The following is a 16290-nucleotide window of genomic DNA, read 5'->3' on the forward strand; positions in this document are numbered from 1 at the left end:
TCGCTACCACTTTTCCTGCCCAGTGAGCGCTTGCACGCTAATCCAAAGTTCTCCCTCCGGCGAGAGTCGTTTCGTCATGCCGGTGCTTAGCTCCAGCGGCACATGAACCAGCTGATCGTGCCACAAGCCGATGAACATGTCGGTCTTTCCTGCCATCGCGGCGTGGACTGCGGCGCGGGCAAATCGCTCGCACAGCAGGCTATCGACGGCTGTGGCTGCCAAGCTGCGGATGTAGTAACTGGGATCGAAATACTTCACACTTACGGGCATATCTTCCTTGGCGAAGAACTCGTTGATTTGCTGCCTCAAGAAAGAGCCTGAATCCCCCAGTTTGCGATTCCCGGAAGCGTCGCACTGGTCGGAGCCCTCTAGCCAGTGTTGCCCGGTTCCCTCGGCGAGCACTACCACGGCATGTTCTCGTGCAGCTAGCCGCTTTTTGAGCTTGTTGAGAAATACTTTCAAATCGACGGGTACTTCAGGAACGATACAAAAGTTTGCCTCACCACTCGCAACCGTAGCAGCAGCGGCTATGAAGCCCGCCTCGCGCCCCATCAACTTCACAAGCCCCACGCCATTGAACACGGACTTGGCTTCAACGTGTGCCCGGTCGATCACTTGTTCCGCTTCGGCCACAGCCGTATAGAAGCCGAAAGTGCGGTGACAGAATTTGATGTCGTTGTCGATCGTCTTGGGCACATTTACGATTGCAATGGGCAAGCCTCGCTTTTTGATCTCTTCTGCCATTGCATGTGCGCCGCGCTGGGTGCCGTCGCCCCCAATGCAGAACAGCATGTTGATTCCCTCGCTCTCAAGGAAATTGACCGTGAGCTTCACGTCTTGGTGCCCGCGCGAAGTACCTAGGATGGTGCCCCCTTGATGATGGATCGCATCGACCGTGTCGCATGTGAGAGAAATCGGTGGATGAGCTACCTCAGGATTCAACCCTCGATACCCAAAACGAATTCCAAGGACTTCCTTCGCGCCGTAGTTGTAGAGTAACTCGAATACGATCGTGCGAATCACGTTATTCAAACCCGGGCAAAGCCCGCCGCACGTAACGATGGCCGCTTTTACTTTTTGCGGATCAAAGAATAGCTTCTGCCGGGCGCCGGCCAGTTCAAATGCCAGTGAATTGAGCGGCTCACCTTCTAGAAAACGGTGTTCGTAGAGCACTCGCAACTCATCAGGCGTGAAACTTCCGATGCCGTCGCCTTGCTTGGTAGACATGGGCAGGGGCGAAAGAAACTCCCGAGGCCCAAGCGTTTGGATGGCTAAGTCCGAGGGCTCGTAGGAGGGCTGATGAACCATATGATCAAGTCACTGTGGCTATAGATATGAGAAACAAGAGAGGCTTAGTCTATCGCGAAAGCCACTCACTGCGAACGGCTAGAGCCAACCTTGCTGGCGATACCAGGCAACCGTCTCTGAGAATCGCTCTTCGAGAGTTGCCGCTGGCTGGTAACCCAGCTGCTGACGAATTTTCTCGTCGCTGCATACCCAGCCCACCGAGAGCGCCTCGCGAATCTTGTCGAAATTCAACAGGCAAGCTCGGCGGCGTGCGTGGCCAAAGAGTTCCCCAATCGCCCCGGCGATCCAAAAACCTGCGGGGGGGAATGGCAGCGCGAGGGTCGCCCAGCCGGCCGCGGCTCCGGCAACTCTGCCGAGTTCAGCATAGGGAAGCGCCCGCTCCGCAGCAACGTAGTAAGTGCCCGCTGCTCTTCCGCTGTTGTCACTGGCTTGCACCCGTTCACCTCGCTGAGCGATGGTGGTCATTGCTTGACATAGGTCGTTCACGTGGACTAGCGACACTGGGAATTTACGAAAGCCGGGCCTTAGGTGAATCCGCATTGTGCTAATTGTCTTGTAGAGGCTCAGCCCCGCATGATCACCCGGACCAAAGATGATCGGCGGACGAATGATCGACAGCGGCACGTCTTCCGCGAACTTCGAAGCTGCTTTTTCTCCCGAGAGCTTGCTCCGCCCGTAGTCAGAGACGGGTTGATCGAGGTCCCCTTCGCGGCGCGGCTGTTCAAAGGTGCCCGGTCCGCCGGCTGCGAGCGAGCTCACCATGACCAGTGTTGGTGGCGAGGTTTGCTGCGCACAAGCTTCAGCCAAGTGCTTCGCGCCGGCAACATTGGTCGCATCGAACTCCGCAGGCTGAAGCGCTGTCGTGCGGCCAGCGACATGGAATACGTAGTCCACATTCTCGACCGCAGCTTGCAACCCTTCGCCTGTTTCTAGTGAAGCAGTTACCAGTGTCACTGCTTTATTGTCGAGCCGCGATGTATCGGAAGAGGGGCGTACTAAGCACCGCATGTCCCAGCCGAGCTGGCCAACATGCTTGGCGAGATTTGACCCGACAAATCCCGTGGCACCGGTGATTAAGCAGCGTGGCATGAACAAGCCCTGATGTCTTCCGAGTCGACGAGCCAAGCTTTCAGCTCCGTTATCTACAGACCTACTCCACAAGCATGAAATGCACCTTATCTCGCGTCAAGTCTCGGAGTAGCAGAAACTGGTCACACGAGGCGAAGTTCGCGAGCTAGAAGGCTGCTTGACTGGAAACTCAAGCCTGACACTTGCCTCATGCCGCGCAGGCCGATTACAGTAACTATACCCAGTACGAGTTACGCCCGGCCACTAAGTACGACGCGAAGAAACAGCGGTTCATGTCCCAAATCGAAGTTATCCCCGTCGACTCGCGACGCGATCGTAAACGTTTCTTCAACCTTCCCTGGGACTTGTACGCCGACGATCCCAACTGGATCCCGCCGATTCGCCTGGTTCAAAAGGAATTACTGAACTTCCACAAGCATCCTTTCTACAACACTGCCGAAGTGCGGCACTTCATGGCTCTTAAGGATGGTGTGCCATGTGGTCGCGTAGCCGCGATCGTGAACCACGCCCACAATGATCGATACGACGAGAAGCGAGGCTTCCTTGGTTTTTTCGAGTGCATCGACAATCAAGAAGCGGCAGGCAAACTCTTTGATGCCGCGCGCGAGTGGCTCGGCACGAAAGGCATCGATCAGCTTCGAGGACCGATCAATCCTTCGCTAAATTACGAAGTCGGTTTGCTGATCGAAGGTTTTGACGATCCGCCTTGGTTCATGATGACCTACAACAAGCCCTACTATCAACGACTGTTCGAGGAGTACGGCTTCCGTAAGTCGCAAGACTTGGCTGCCTTCTGGGGCCATGTGGATATGCTTGAGGAAATAACCCAGAAATTCAACTCGCTGAGCCAAACCGTAGTCGAACGGTTCGACTTAAAGCTCCGCCGCATGGATGTGAAGAACTTCAAGTACGAGATTGAAACCTTTCTTGATATCTACAACAAGTCGCTCGTTTCGACTTGGGGCTTCGTGCCCATGTCCGATGCCGAGGTTGCCAAGCAAGCTGCCGGCATGAAGCAAATGATCATTCCCGAACTCACCACCGTTGCCGAAGTTGATGGCAAGCCAGTCGGCACGATGTTTGGATTGCTGGACTACAACCCACGCATCAAGGAAATAGACGGTAAGCTCTTTCCGTTTGGGTTCTTGAAATTGTTACGCAACCGCAAGGGTTTAAAGAAAGTGCGTCTCATTAGCACCAATGTGCTGCCAGAGTACCAAAGTTGGGGCGTGGGTATCGCGCTGGTAGCGCGATTAGTACCCGACGCTCTCGCTTGGGGCCTGCAGGAAGCGGAGTTTTCTTGGGTGCTGGAGAGCAATCACTTGAGCTATCGCACGCTAGTGAAGAGTGGCGCCAAGATCACCAAAAAGTACCGCGTGTTCGACTACGGGCCACCCGATACAACAGTCAATGCGAAGTACATGCCCTGAGCAGCAAGTGTCATTTGCAGGGGCGCAGCGGACTACCTTGAATATGGTGGGAAGGTGGAGGGCGGAAGGGGGACGCAAGCGGCTGGTATCCGCCTGCTCCCCTATTCCTGGTACGCCTCGCTCCGCTCGACATGTCCTACCACCCTAGCCCTTCGAGGGCCGACGTCGCTTGCCTGATGCTTTGGTCGAAGACCCATCAGTTGGTCGGCCCTTGCGTTTATTTTTGCCTTTGTAGTTCGCTGGGGGCTCGGTGCTACCTTTTTGGCGGCGAGGCTTCTGCGCTGGTGCTGTGGCAGTTCCTGTGGATTCACTTCTCGAACGCTCGCCTGTCGACGGTTTCGAGGAACCCCCTGACGGTTTTGCGCCAGCTGACTTGGCACCGAATCGCTTCTTGTTTCCACCTGCTTTGCCAGTGGGACGACTGCCTGAGCCGTTCCTCGCGCCCGACTTACCGCGATAGCCGTTGCCACCGGGTTTGCCCCTGCCACCACCACCGCTGCGGCCACGCTGGCCTCGTTTAGCGGGTTGGGTGATTGGGTCAGTTGGCTCGAACCCTTCGATGGTCGGCTCGACCGCGATGCTACGCTTTGTGAGGCGTTCAATCTGCTTGAGCAAACCTCGCTCGTCACCTGCACAGAAGGAGACGGCTACGCCTTCGGCCCCTGCACGAGCTGTGCGGCCGATGCGATGCACGTAAGTCTCAGGCGTCTCTGGCAGGTCGTAATTAACGACGTGCGACACATCGTCGATATCGAGGCCACGAGCCGCGATGTCCGTGGCAATCAGCACGGGCGGGTTCTTGCTCTTGAATTGAGCGAGCGCTCGGCTGCGGGCTCCCTGGCTCTTGTCGCCGTGAATTGCGGCGGCTCGAAGTCCGTCTTTGATCAAGCGTCTCACGAGTTTGTCGGCACCGTGCTTCGTACGACTGAAGACGAGGGTGCGTCCGCGGGCCGTTTCGCACAGAAAGTGAGTAAGGAAATCGGGTTTGCGCTTCTTGTCGACCAAGTGAACCGACTGCGCGATTCGCTCAGCAGGTGCAGCGACCGCAGCTACCTGTACAGCCTCTGGGTTCTTCAGCCACTGCTGAGCCAGTTTGCGAATCGCATCAGGCATCGTGGCAGAGAACATCAGCGTTTGCCGCTGCTCAGGCACCTTGGAGACGATGCGTTTCAGGTCGGGCAGGAAGCCCATGTCGAGCATCTGATCTGCCTCGTCGAAAACGAGAATCTCGACCCTGGAGAGATCGATGTGCCCTTGGTTCATGAGATCAAGCAAGCGGCCCGGGGTGGCGACGAGTGCGTCCACGCCGTGACGCATCGCTTTCACTTGAGAGTGTTGCCCGACGCCGCCATACACGACGGTTTGACGAAGCGGCGTGTGCTTGCCATAACGCTTGAGGCTTTCCTCGATTTGTGCAGCCAGCTCTCGCGTGGGCGAGAGGATCAAGGCACGCAACGGGCGAGGCTTAGGACGAGCACCGCGGGGACGGCGCCCCTTGTTCTTCCCTGTTCTACTGTCAACGGTACGCGCGGGTTCTTGCTCATTTTGCGTCTTCGCCGGTAACGTCTGCATGAGGCGATCAAGCATCGGCAGCGTAAATGCGGCCGTCTTGCCAGTGCCGGTTTGGGCACAGCCGATCAGGTCTTGCCCGGCCAGCACCAGAGGGATCGCGCGGGCTTGAATGGGTGTGGCGGTTTCGTAGCCAAGTTCTTTCGTGGCACGCAGGAATTGCTCGGCCAATCCGAGTTGCGAGAAGGCGGTGCCGTGTGACTCGTTGGTGGGCGAGGCATTGCTGGTCTTTACGTTTGTTTCTACTGGTGTGGTCACTATCTTTTTCTTTCGAGGGTTCATGTGCTCGATGGAACGGTTCCACAACGATAGACAGTTCTATCAGCAGACCGTGCGCGCGAGCGTCACAGGGAGGCACCGCGGGTTGCGAAGCCATTGCCAAATTGCCGACCTAAGTACTCATCCCGGATGGTTCGGGTGGTTCGCGAACGACGCGCTCCGTGAAATACTGGCGCCACGCAAAAAGCGGGGCGGAGGTCGCAAGGGGCAAGAAAATCAATCGCGGTCGATAGTCAGAAGACCAGTTCTAATAATTTGAACCGGAGAGCCGCTAGCTTCGAGCTTCGAATGAACACAGCCGGGAACTTGCAGGCCCTACAAAACGGCTTAGCAAGAGAACGGTGGTCTCACACCTTTGTTATGCACCTTAGAATAGCAGCGAAAGTCCGCTGGGCAAGAGCGAAAGTCGAGTATTCTAAATGGATTTCCCTAAGGCTGGCCCAAACTAACCGCTCCAAGCATACTGGCTCGACAAGCAATCTTCGTTTGATCAACTTGTCCGTTTATCCTCCCAGCATCTCCAAATCGATCAGCCAGAATGTGCGATTTACCCGGTGTGGGCGTGCAAAAGGTGTTGATCCCTATCGCCAGCAAGACTAGCTTGTCGGCACAATCGCGACCTTTCAGCTCAGGGATCGACCTGTAGTGCGGCAGCAATCTCCTCAAAAACAAAAGAAATACAGCAGTACATTCGGATGGATATACTTCAGCAAGCGTTCAGTAAAGATGCGTTCCTCTTAGACATCGAAGCTTTCGACGTCGAGCAGGTACTGCGCAAAACGATTGATGGGCTGATCGCCAAGGGTTTGCTCTCGCAGGAAGTACGCGAGACGGTCTTTGAAGCACTCTTGCACCGAGAGATTCAATCCTCCACGGCCATCGGCCACGCCGTGGCAGTGCCACACTGCTATCTCGATTGCCTCACAGAGCCTCTGATAGTGTTCGTGCGTTTGAGTCACGCGCTGAACTTAGATGCGCCGGACGGCGTGCCAACACGTTATTTTTTCGTGCTGTTGGGTCCGAAAGAAGCGACGGCCGAGCATCTCGACATGCTTGCCATGATCGCTCGCGCGACTTCCGATGGTGAGTTCCGTTATGACTTGCGTCGGGCACGCAATCAGAACGATTTGCTAGAGGCGGTCTCGTGGTTCACCCAGCGGCGCACGTTGGTAGCTTCGCCTGCGGGGCCCGCTCCCGATGCGCTTACTCACTCAGGGCAATTTTTGGGCGGTATCAGGCAAGACATCGCTCGTCGGTTGCCGCACTACCTCAGCGACTTTACCGACGGCTTCAATGCGAAGACGGTCTCCTCGGTAGTTTTCCTATTCTTCGCTTGCCTCGCTCCGGCGGTTACGTTCGGCGGCTTGATGGGAGCTGCCACGGGCAACGACATTGGTGTCGTTGAAATGCTTCTCGGCACGGCCATCTGTGGAACCATCTACGCATTCATTGCCGGTCAGCCGCTGATTATTCTTGGCGGGATTGGTGCGCTGTACCTGTTTACTGCAATTCTCTACCAACTCTGCGCAGACATGGGGCTGCCATTCCTGCCGACCTACGCATGGGTCGGCTTCTGGACCAGCTTCTTTCTGATCTTGCTTGCCGTCACCGAGGCAAGCGTGCTCATGCGCTACTTTTCGCGGTTTACCGATGAGCTTTTTGCCGCGCTGATGTCGGTGCTTTACATCTACGAAGCAGTAAAAGCAATCGTAGCGACGTTCAACGATAGCTTTGCGGCGGAAGAAGACAACCACGATGCGGCGTTTCTTGGACTGATCCTCGCGATCGGTACCTTCTACATCGCGACGAATCTCTCGCGATTTCGTAGTAGCCGCTACCTTGCGCCCTGGATGCGCGAATTCCTTGCCGATTTTGGCCCAACCATTGCGCTGGCTACGATGACGATCATCGCATTTTCGATTATCCATGAAGTGAAGCCCGAAATGCTGCAAGCGCCCGAAGAGTTTACCGGAACGACCTCGGGCAGACCGTTACTCGTCGATCCGTTTGTCGGGCCCAAGTGGTCGTGGTTTGCAGCCGCGGTACCGGCCCTATTGGCAACGCTGCTGATCGTGCTTTCACACAACATCACGGGTCGCCTGATGAATAGCCCGGACAACCACCTACAGAAGGGTGCCGCCTACCACCTCGACTTGGCGGTGGTGGGCTTGCTGGTAGGCATTTGCTCGTTGTTCGGTTGGCCCTGGTTAGTCGCAGCGACGGTCCGTTCGTTGGCACACGTACGATCACTGGCCACATTCGAGGGGTCGGTCTCACCCAGCGGCGAACGGAACGAACGCGTAATTCACGTGCAAGAAACTCGCATGACCGGACTGATTGTGCACTTGCTGATTGGCACGTCGCTGGCGCTGCTTGCTTGGCTGGAATACGTGCCGGTGGCAGTCCTTTACGGCATTTTCCTATTCATGGGTGTCGTGTCGCTGAACGGGAATCAGTTCATCGAACGGTTGTCGCTGCTATTCGTCGAGCCATCGCTCTACCCGCGGACGCATTACTTGCGTCAAGCTCCGGTAAGAGTGATTCACAAATTTACAGGCATTCAGATTGTGTGCTTCCTCGTCTTGATCACCATCAGCCTTGCGCCATTCCCCACGCTACAGCTACTGTTCCCGCTATTCATCGCGCTGCTCGTGCCGTTGCGACTCTACTTCGGCCGCTTCTTCCAGCCAGGGCATCTCGCAGCACTGGACGCGGATGAAACGCCCGGGGAAGAAGATATGCACTGGTCGGGTTAAGTGGGCAGTGGACGGTCGGCAGGGGGCAGTCGAGTAGCCCCAACCGTTCTCTTGCGTACCACTCACTCCGCAGCAGGCAAGTCCCAATCGTTCACCCGCGAGTTAATCGCGTGGCAATTCGCACATAGGCATTTGAATTCCCCCGTGCTCGACTTGCGACCGCCGACCAAGGCAAGATTCAGCGTCCTCACATCGGCAAACTTGCAGGACTCGCAGCGATACTGCGCAGCTCTGGCAGCATGAAGCGCGTTGGGCCCGTAGTGCTTCTTGAGCCGACCATTGGTGCGCGTGTAAAGCCAGCGGGCAACCACTCGCTCTGCCGGGTCGAGATGCTGCTCGGCTACCTTGAGCCGTTCGCCAGAGATGTTGGTCGGCCCCTCGCTCAAGTAGAGTAGCGATAGCGCGCCACGAAGTGCGTCGCGAGATTCCTCGGGAGCGTCTTTCACACGTGTTTCGATGCTTGCGGAGTCTTCGAAACGCGAGGTGTTAATTATCAAGTCTGTGGTAATGTTCAAGAGATTGCTGGGATTGAAGCTCATTTGAAGGTGAATCGAACTATCGTACCAGAAACGGCACCTAGTCGCTTTCCGTAGGGCAGGTTCACCCACCGTGGGAGCTATCAGGTTGCGATTGATGGGTGAGCTTGACGGAGTTAGAGCGTACGAGAACGCGCGATTTTCCGCCGACAAGACCACCCATCCTACGAATTTACCCTGTGAAAAACCGCATTGGTAGAAATAAGCAAATGAAACCTACAATCAAGACAACTATCGTCACTATTCTCAGAAGTGGTGTCAAACCGAAGTGCTCGCTGAGCTGGAGCATGCCGATATAGGCTACCAAAACTGTCGCGACTACGATTAATTCCGGCACATCACGCGCAATGGTTAAATGAGCTGACAAGATCGCAATAATAATTAGCAGCGTCTTGAGGCTAAATCGAAATCGACTTGGCTGTTCTTCTTGCTGATTCACGGTAGCCGAAATGTCGTCGAAATACGGAGTAAGGAACGGAGCAAGCAAGAGATGCGTGCATCTCACCTACGAAATTATTGTACCAACTCCTACCCCAACGCCGGCACAAACTCCATGCGTGTCTGCCTGATCGATGCCGGCTCCTTCTCCTGGCATCCCTTACACATGAGCAGCACGTACAGCGACGGTGCGAACAGCAGCGCCATGATCGTGGCGCCGCTCACGCCGCCGGCGATGGTCGTAGCCAATGGGGGCCAGAAGCCGCCGCCGCTGATGATGAGCGGTAGGAAGCCGGCCACGGTAGTGAGCGTCGTGGATAGCACGTGCCTCGTAGCACGCAGCACCACATCACGCACCGCGGCTGGGTCGCCGGTTCTTGCTTGTTCATCTTCGCGCAATGCGGCAAGCACTACGATAGTATCGTTGATCGCTACGCCAATCAGGCCCATCGTGCCGACAATGCCCATGAAGCCAAACGGGAAGCGGAACAAGGCCAGCGCGCCAAGGCTCAAACCCACGGAGAGGAATGCCACGGTGCCAACAATGCCGGCCATGCGGAAGCTGCCGAAGCTGAGCACCAGTGTGGCGACCATCATCACGCCCAGCACGCCAACGCTGGAGAGTAGGTTGCCGATGGCATCGTCACGCTTGGAGGCTTCGCCGCCGTACTCGTAGCGATAGCCGGGCGGCAGCCTGAATTCGGATGCTTCCAGCCGCTGCTGAAAATCGGCCAACACACCCGCGGGCAACACCTCGGCAGTGAGGTACGCCTTCACTTCGTTCATGCGCTGGGTGTTGATGTGCGGGACGACCGAAACTTCAGGCTTGAGATCGATGGTAGCGATTGTGGAGAGGGGGATGCGGGCCGCTGAGCCGGATTGGCCATTGGGGGAGGGTTGGGAAGGCGTTGCTAGGAGGTCTAGCGAACCGACGGTGCTCATGCGTCCTCGGTTGGCGTTGCTCATGCGTACTCGCACGGGCAGTTCCTCAGTCGCTTCCAGTAGAGAACCGCCAGTGGCTCCTTCGAGCGACGCATCGAGCTGTCGCGCGATAGCGGCGTTGTCGAGTCCCACTAGGCGAGCTTGCTCTTCATCGATGTTGATTGCCAGTTTGGGTAGTGCCTCGGCAAGACTGGCCGAGGTGTGCATAACCTCGGGCGTTTGGCTGAGTACCGTACGTACTTGGTCGCCAAGCTCGCGCAGTACTTCCAAGTCAGGCCCGTAGAGTCGCATTTCGATCGGCGCCCCAAACGGCGGTCCTTGGGCCAATTGGCGCACGAGGAAGCGGGCCTCTGGAAATGCCGCGTCGAGTTCCGCTTGCAGCGAGTGAATCAAGGCGCCGACATCCCGGGGAGAGTCTGCTTGCACGAGTGCCTGGGCGTACTGGGCGATCCCTTTACGATCGTAAAGCATGTTGTAGTAGAACGGCGGGGCACTTTCGCCCACGAACCACTCGATATCTAGAACGCGAGGGTGTTCGAGCAACATATCGCGCGCCGCAAGGGCCGTTTTTTTCGTGTAGCCGATCGATGACTGCGAGGGCAGCGTGAGTTGGATTTGAAACTGGTTGCGATCAGCCGGCGGAAAGAATTGATCGGTAAGTGTGCTTGCAGAGATAAACCCGGCAATCGGCAATGCCACGCCCAGAGCGATGCCAATGAGCGGTCGATGAAAGACTCCGTGGAGGAACCGGCAATACCAGTTCGTTAGCCACTTATTGGAGAAGCCACTCGACCACCAATGACGATGACTCTTTGGTTCTTCTGTGGTAGTGTCCACGGTACCGCTCATGAGTGCGATCAGTGAAGGCGTCACAGTCATGGCCAGCAGGAATGAGCTGAACACCGCCAGAATCACGCTTGTGGCGATTGAGCCCACAAACTCACCCGCTGGCCCTGGCATGAGCGCAATCGGTGCAAATGAGAGCGCGGTCGTCACGGTGGAACCCAGCAGCGGCACTGCCAGATGCTTCACGCTGGCAGAGACCGCATGGCGTGGTTGCTCACCGCTCGTGATGCGTTCGCGCACTTCGTCGACCATGACAATGGCATTGTCGATCAACAAACCTAGGGCGATGATCAGCCCGGTGATAGACATTTGATGCATGGGCAGTCCCATGAGACGCATGCCAGCGAGCACCATGAGCGAGGCGAGCGGCAGGGCCGCGCCCACGACCAATGCACTGCGCCAGCCCATCATGAACCACACCACGAGAATCACCGCCGTGGCACCGATGAGGAGGTTCCCCAGCAGCGTGGCAAGGCGAGTCTCCACATATTGGTTTTGCTCGAACAGCACTTTTAGACGCACACCACTGGGTAGCTGAGATTCAAAGTCGGCGAGTGTCTCTTGCAGCGAGTCGGTCCAGTGATCGACCCGCCTCTCTGCTTTGACGAGCGTTCCAAGTGCGACCGCTGGCTTGCCGTCCACGATGGCGAGCGAGCGTTGTGGCTGTGCGAACGCCTTCGACACTTCGGCGATATCGCCGAGTGCGACAAATCTCCCCGATGATTGGTTGCCCGCGCTCTGGCCACCCAAAGCGATAGGCAGGCTGCGCACGCGTTCTACGGAGTCGATTTCCGCGTCGACCTCTAGGACAAGATTGCGATCTTCCGATCGCAACAACCCGGCTGAGACTTTCGCATCGCTGGCGGAAATGAGCTGGGCGACTTGGTTGACTGTTAGTCCTAGAGTGGCCAGCTCGTCCTGGCGTATCTCGACGACAATCTCTTCTTGCGGATCTCCAAAGGTGTCGACTTCCCGCGTGCCGTTAATAGCCCGGAGTTGGTCTTCGAGCGCCTCGGCTTGGCGACGAAGGATCGCGTAGCTCGGCTCCTCCGAAAGATCCCACACGAGCGCCACAATCGATGCGTAGGCTGTCACCTCCAACAGATCGAAGTCGGGGTCGCTCGCTCCGATCGGTAGCAACGGCGTGGCATCGTCGATTTTGTCTCGCACACGCGACCATACTTCATCGACTGCGTAGACGCTGTCTTTTAACTCAATCGTGATCGTGGAAATGCCGCTCGCACTCGACGAGCGAAGTTCTTTGACCTCTTCGATCTCCTGCAGTTCGGTCTCGAGTTTCTCGGTGATCAGCGCCTCGACACGTTCCGCACTCGCACCGGGAAACTGTGTGTTGATGATTGCCGCCCGCTGAGAGAGTACCGGGTCTTCCATCCGCGGCAGGACGTAATAAGACGATAACCCGGCGACAGCAATCAGCGCAATCATCAGCACGAGCAGCCGGTTGTTGTCGAAGAACAGACTAGAGAGCTGCGGACGAGTTGTATTCTCTGATTGGGCCATGGCAGTGTTCTTGAGGATCTAATCATGTCATTCATCGGAATGACATGATCGCTACTGATTTTCTCCAGCTCTCATTGCCATTGCGTCGTCATCCGTGGTGACCCGTTGCCCCGTGACGACCCGGTGCGTACCGCTGGAGACTACGCGATCGCCAGAGCGTAGTGTGCCGCGCACGAAACATTGTTCGTCCACCGTATCGAGCAGTTCCACATCGCGGCGGGCGATGATGCTACCTGGGGTGTTTTCACTTGACCCTGAGGTAGGTGTTTCAACTTCTTCCGCAGGCACAACCACATAGACGGACCACAACCCACGTGTGCTACGTGTGAGTGCAGTAGTCGGCACCCAGAAGCCGCTTTTCTCGACGCGTTGCTCCGCAGCGAAGCGGAACACCTGGCCGGGCAGTACACTGCCTTGAGGGGCTGCTGCTTGGTCGGCACTCAGCTTGAAAATCACATTGCGTGTTCGCGTGGCACGATCGACCTCGGGCGCCAGTGAGTGAACGGTTGCTTGCACGGACAATCCATCGACAAGCAGTGTGTGAACGCTTCCTGGAGAAAGGCCCGCGGCCGTGGCGACGGGTAGACCCACCCACGCTTCGAGATTGGTGCTATCGACTAACTCTACGACGGGAGCACCGGCTTGGATGACGGCTCCCTCGTCGATCATCCGCGCGGCAACACGTCCGGCATAGGGTGCCCGAAGCTCTGCGTCGTCCAGGTCGTGCTTTACGTCCGCAAGCATGGCGTCAAGCTGATCAATCCGGGCCTGCTGGGCAGCTTTCTGTTCCTCGCGGGTGCCTGTAACGAGCTCGTCGAGCTGTCTGTTGACCATGTCAACACGTGCTGCCGCTGCTTCGGCTTGGTGGAGGTACGATTCGTATTCCTCGCGTGACACGGAGTTTCCCTGCACGAGCTTCTCCCGGCGGGCGAGTTGCTTCTCGAGCACTTTCGATTGCGCGCGGAGTGTCTCAAGTTCTGCCCGCTTGGCGGCAATGGTTTCACTGCGCGGCCCATTGATCAGTTCACGCAGCACTGCCACCGCTTCAAGGCGTTGCGCTTCAAACTGCTGTTCGCGTGCCTCAATGTGCCGCGTATCGAGCTTTGCGATCACTTGGTTGTCGGAGACCGCTTGTCCTTCATCGACCAATAATTCAATGACCTCACCAGCACGTTGGAACCCAAGTTGGCTGCGGCGCGCTTCTTGGAGAATGCCGGTGTAGTCGCGTTGGCGGAGGTAATTATTGAATCGTTGCACCTCGAAGATGCTGACTGGAAGTGGCTTGGCGCTAGGGGAAACTTCGTCAGTTGAAGCAGTCGAGGATTCCGACCTAAACATGACGATAGCGACAGCCCCGGCAGCAACGGTAAGCAGCAGCAGGAGGGAATTGCGTTTCGTCAAGAAATGACGTTGCGTCGATCTCTTGGTGGAAGAAGACGATTCTTCGGTAGCAGTGGCGGATGCTTGCTCACTCATCGCTGAAGACCTCGCGTCGGACGCGATCCATCAGGGCAGGGTAGTCCGCTTCGTGCGAAAAAGGACGCCAGCCGTAGCCGTCTAGCATGAAAGATTGATTGTCTCGCAGTGCGGCCACGGGGTCGCCAATGCCCACTTCGCCGAGCGAGTTGCTGCTCGCCATGATGATGTAGGAGCCGAAGTTGAGCGACCACAGTCCGAACACTAAGTCCTCAGGGGCGCGGTTCTTAGGCATCGTCAGGTCACCATGTGCGAGCGCATCGCGCACGATGCCGCTGATGATCTGCATGCAGCGCTGCTCGCAAGAACGCATGAATTGCTGCCGTTCGTCACTGGTTTTTTCCCAAATAGAGCTCGAACGCACGATTTGCTCAACGGCAAAGTAATGCGGATAGCGCTCGACGAACTCCTCAGCCGCAGCGCCAATCGCCGAGATTCGTTCGCGTGTGTTGCCCGGCCAAGTTGCGGCTTGTTCAAAGAGTTCAATCCGAGCTTCCAGTGCTTCGTTTGCGAGTGCGAGTATGATCTCTTCTTTGTTGCGAAAGTGCTGATAGATCGTGCCCTTGGAGTACTCCATCTCCGCGGCAATGCGATCCATGCTCAAGCCGAGATAACCTGACTCGCGCAGCATGCCCCGTGCTAGCTGCAGGATCTTTGCCTCGCGCTGCTGTCGTTCGCGTTCTTTGCGTGTGAGAGTGGTGAGCATGCTTGAAGTATAACTCACCGTCACAAAATGACAAGTTGTCAAAAATGGGGCAGTCTGTACTGGATTGGCCTCTCTGGGGGCCCTTTAAGCGGGAAAGCACCGAGGTGGAGTCACCGATCGACTGTTCACCGAGGCTTAAGTTTTAGAAGTAATAGACACATCGATTCCGCACCAGAAATGGATCTGCAGGTCACATTGCCCCAGTGCTTGAAGCGAGGATTTCTGCCTCCAAGTGTCATGCCACGCTCTCCGCAGTCAGGGCTCACTGGATACAGACGCTTTACCTGCCAGAAGCAGCAGTTGTAAAATCGCACGGCAACGACTTCATTCTATTACTGCCCTAAGCGTCTATGAGTATCCCGCCTGTACCTTCCTGGAGTTCTATGTGATGGCAAAGAGCATTAAACCTCACTTTTCTCGAATTGCGGACCCGAAATTCAGTGTTCCGGTCGCTATGCTTTTGCTCCTCAGCGCTTTGCCGATGGTCGCCCATGGTGACGAAGCAAGCAAGGTGCTCATCGTTCTTGCAGGTGACTCGACAGTTACCGATCATGCCGGCTGGGGACGAGGTTTCGCTGATAGCTACGGTCCAGGCGTGAAAGTGATCAATAGCTCGGTAGGAGGCCGTAGCTCGAAGAGTTTTCGCGACGAGGGATTGTGGCATAAAGCGATCAATGCCAAACCGGACTACGTATTGATTCAATTCGGCCACAACGATCAATCCGGGAAGGGCCCCGAACGCGAAACCGATCCCGAGACAACCTATCGGGTAAATATGACACGCTACGTCGACGAAGTAATTGCCATGGGAGGCCAGCCCGTGCTTGTTACTTCCATCAGCCGGAGATTATGGAGCGAGGATGGCAAGATTCGTTCGACTCTAACCCCCTACGCCGAAGTGGTTCGGAAGATCGCCGTCGAAAAGAAAGTGCCGCTGATCGATCTGCATCCTCGGTCGATCAAAGTCTACGAAGCGTTAGGACGGGCAGCGTGCCTGACGATCTCTCCCAAAGAGGATGGTAAGGTCGATGCCACGCATCTTAATACGGCGGGAGGTCAACTCTTTGGGCCGATGGTTGCTGAGGACCTGCAACGCGTTGTCCCCCAATTGTCACAATTCTTCCTGTTGCAAGATTGATGGATGCGCGTTGTTAGCGGGAGTGTGCGGCACTTGGGCTGAACGGACAACTCTTGACGCACGTGGCCGATGAAGGATCATGTGGAGGGAGATTCATCGTAGGTGTCATGTCCATAACGAACTCGAGTGGGATCGAGCACAAGCTGAATGTCTCCTCCATCAAGCAAAGGTGAGAAAGTTGGAGACGTTGGTGCATCGAAAGTCACTGCCGGTGCTGACACGCTGAAATCAAGGTTTAGCGAGCTTACCAGAGGTG

The 16290-nt window shown here is 56.5% G+C and carries 10 protein-coding genes; 3 read left to right on the forward strand and 7 right to left on the reverse strand.

Annotated features, from left to right (window positions below; genetic code table 11):
• Positions 1-3: 3 nt before the first annotated feature.
• Both HG15A2_RS02925 and HG15A2_RS02930 read right to left on the reverse strand, forming a co-directional pair.
• Positions 4-1308 carry an ATP-dependent 6-phosphofructokinase gene (locus tag HG15A2_RS02925; RefSeq protein WP_145057671.1) on the reverse strand — a complete coding sequence of 435 codons (1305 nt, stop codon included), beginning with the start codon at positions 1306-1308 and terminating at the stop codon, positions 4-6.
• 78 nt (positions 1309-1386) lie between these two features.
• Entirely contained in the window at positions 1387-2397 is a 1011-nt protein-coding gene (locus tag HG15A2_RS02930) for an NAD-dependent epimerase/dehydratase family protein (RefSeq protein WP_145057673.1), read from the reverse strand.
• A 272-nt stretch (positions 2398-2669) separates the two neighbouring features.
• Here HG15A2_RS02930 and HG15A2_RS02935 point away from each other — a divergent pair, with 272 nt between their 5' ends.
• Positions 2670-3827 carry a GNAT family N-acetyltransferase gene (locus HG15A2_RS02935; protein WP_145057675.1) on the forward strand — a complete coding sequence of 386 codons (1158 nt, stop codon included), beginning with the start codon at positions 2670-2672 and terminating at the stop codon, positions 3825-3827.
• Between the two features lie 144 nt (positions 3828-3971).
• Here the strand turns inward: HG15A2_RS02935 and HG15A2_RS02940 are convergent, their stop codons facing one another.
• Positions 3972-5654 carry a DEAD/DEAH box helicase gene (locus tag HG15A2_RS02940; RefSeq protein ID WP_246117865.1) on the reverse strand — a complete coding sequence of 561 codons (1683 nt, stop codon included), beginning with the start codon at positions 5652-5654 and terminating at the stop codon, positions 3972-3974.
• A gap of 716 nt (positions 5655-6370) precedes the next feature.
• Here HG15A2_RS02940 and HG15A2_RS02945 point away from each other — a divergent pair.
• Positions 6371-8431: a PTS sugar transporter subunit IIA gene (locus tag HG15A2_RS02945; protein ID WP_145057679.1), complete on the forward strand. Its 2061-nt coding sequence runs from the start codon at positions 6371-6373 to the stop codon at positions 8429-8431.
• Between the two features lie 62 nt (positions 8432-8493).
• On the opposite strand, the gene HG15A2_RS02950 is transcribed toward HG15A2_RS02945, so the two are convergent.
• From HG15A2_RS02950 to HG15A2_RS02965, 4 genes are all read right to left on the reverse strand, one after another.
• Positions 8494-8970 (reverse strand): hypothetical protein, encoded by a 477-nt coding sequence (locus HG15A2_RS02950; RefSeq protein ID WP_145057680.1) that lies wholly within the window; start codon positions 8968-8970, stop codon positions 8494-8496.
• Positions 8971-9495: 525 nt separating this feature from the next.
• A complete protein-coding gene (locus HG15A2_RS02955; protein ID WP_145057682.1) occupies positions 9496-12714 on the reverse strand; it encodes an efflux RND transporter permease subunit in 3219 nt (1072 codons plus the stop codon).
• 51 nt (positions 12715-12765) lie between these two features.
• Positions 12766-14190 (reverse strand): efflux RND transporter periplasmic adaptor subunit, encoded by a 1425-nt coding sequence (locus tag HG15A2_RS02960; protein ID WP_145057684.1) that lies wholly within the window; start codon positions 14188-14190, stop codon positions 12766-12768.
• The gene (locus tag HG15A2_RS02965; RefSeq protein WP_145057686.1) at positions 14183-14896 is read right to left on the reverse strand and encodes a TetR/AcrR family transcriptional regulator; all 714 of its coding nucleotides are present in this window, start codon (positions 14894-14896) and stop codon (positions 14183-14185) included. Before HG15A2_RS02965 ends, HG15A2_RS02960 begins: the two co-directional genes overlap by 8 nt.
• Positions 14897-15284: 388 nt before the next feature.
• On the opposite strand from HG15A2_RS02965, the gene HG15A2_RS02970 reads away from it, so the two are divergent.
• Positions 15285-16034, forward strand: coding sequence for a rhamnogalacturonan acetylesterase (locus tag HG15A2_RS02970; protein ID WP_145057687.1), 750 nt, complete (start codon positions 15285-15287; stop codon positions 16032-16034).
• Positions 16035-16290 lie beyond the last annotated feature (256 nt).

Origin of the sequence: Adhaeretor mobilis (genome assembly GCF_007741515.1) — a bacterium.
In the GTDB taxonomy this organism is placed as follows: Bacteria; Planctomycetota; Planctomycetia; order Pirellulales; family Lacipirellulaceae; genus Adhaeretor; species Adhaeretor mobilis.

What these genes read in the sequence shown, in the direction of transcription:
- HG15A2_RS02930 (WP_145057673.1), bottom strand. Translation starts at nt 2,397, where the DNA reads ATGCCACGCTGCTTAATCACCGGTGCCACGGGATTTGTCGGGTCAAAT.
- HG15A2_RS02970 (WP_145057687.1), top strand. Translation starts at nt 15,285, where the DNA reads ATGGCAAAGAGCATTAAACCTCACTTTTCTCGAATTGCGGACCCGAAA.
- HG15A2_RS02945 (WP_145057679.1), top strand. Translation starts at nt 6,371, where the DNA reads ATGGATATACTTCAGCAAGCGTTCAGTAAAGATGCGTTCCTCTTAGAC.
- HG15A2_RS02960 (WP_145057684.1), bottom strand. Translation starts at nt 14,190, where the DNA reads ATGAGTGAGCAAGCATCCGCCACTGCTACCGAAGAATCGTCTTCTTCC.
- HG15A2_RS02955 (WP_145057682.1), bottom strand. Translation starts at nt 12,714, where the DNA reads ATGGCCCAATCAGAGAATACAACTCGTCCGCAGCTCTCTAGTCTGTTC.
- HG15A2_RS02935 (WP_145057675.1), top strand. Translation starts at nt 2,670, where the DNA reads ATGTCCCAAATCGAAGTTATCCCCGTCGACTCGCGACGCGATCGTAAA.
- HG15A2_RS02950 (WP_145057680.1), bottom strand. Translation starts at nt 8,970, where the DNA reads ATGAGCTTCAATCCCAGCAATCTCTTGAACATTACCACAGACTTGATA.
- HG15A2_RS02965 (WP_145057686.1), bottom strand. Translation starts at nt 14,896, where the DNA reads ATGCTCACCACTCTCACACGCAAAGAACGCGAACGACAGCAGCGCGAG.
- HG15A2_RS02925 (WP_145057671.1), bottom strand. Translation starts at nt 1,308, where the DNA reads ATGGTTCATCAGCCCTCCTACGAGCCCTCGGACTTAGCCATCCAAACG.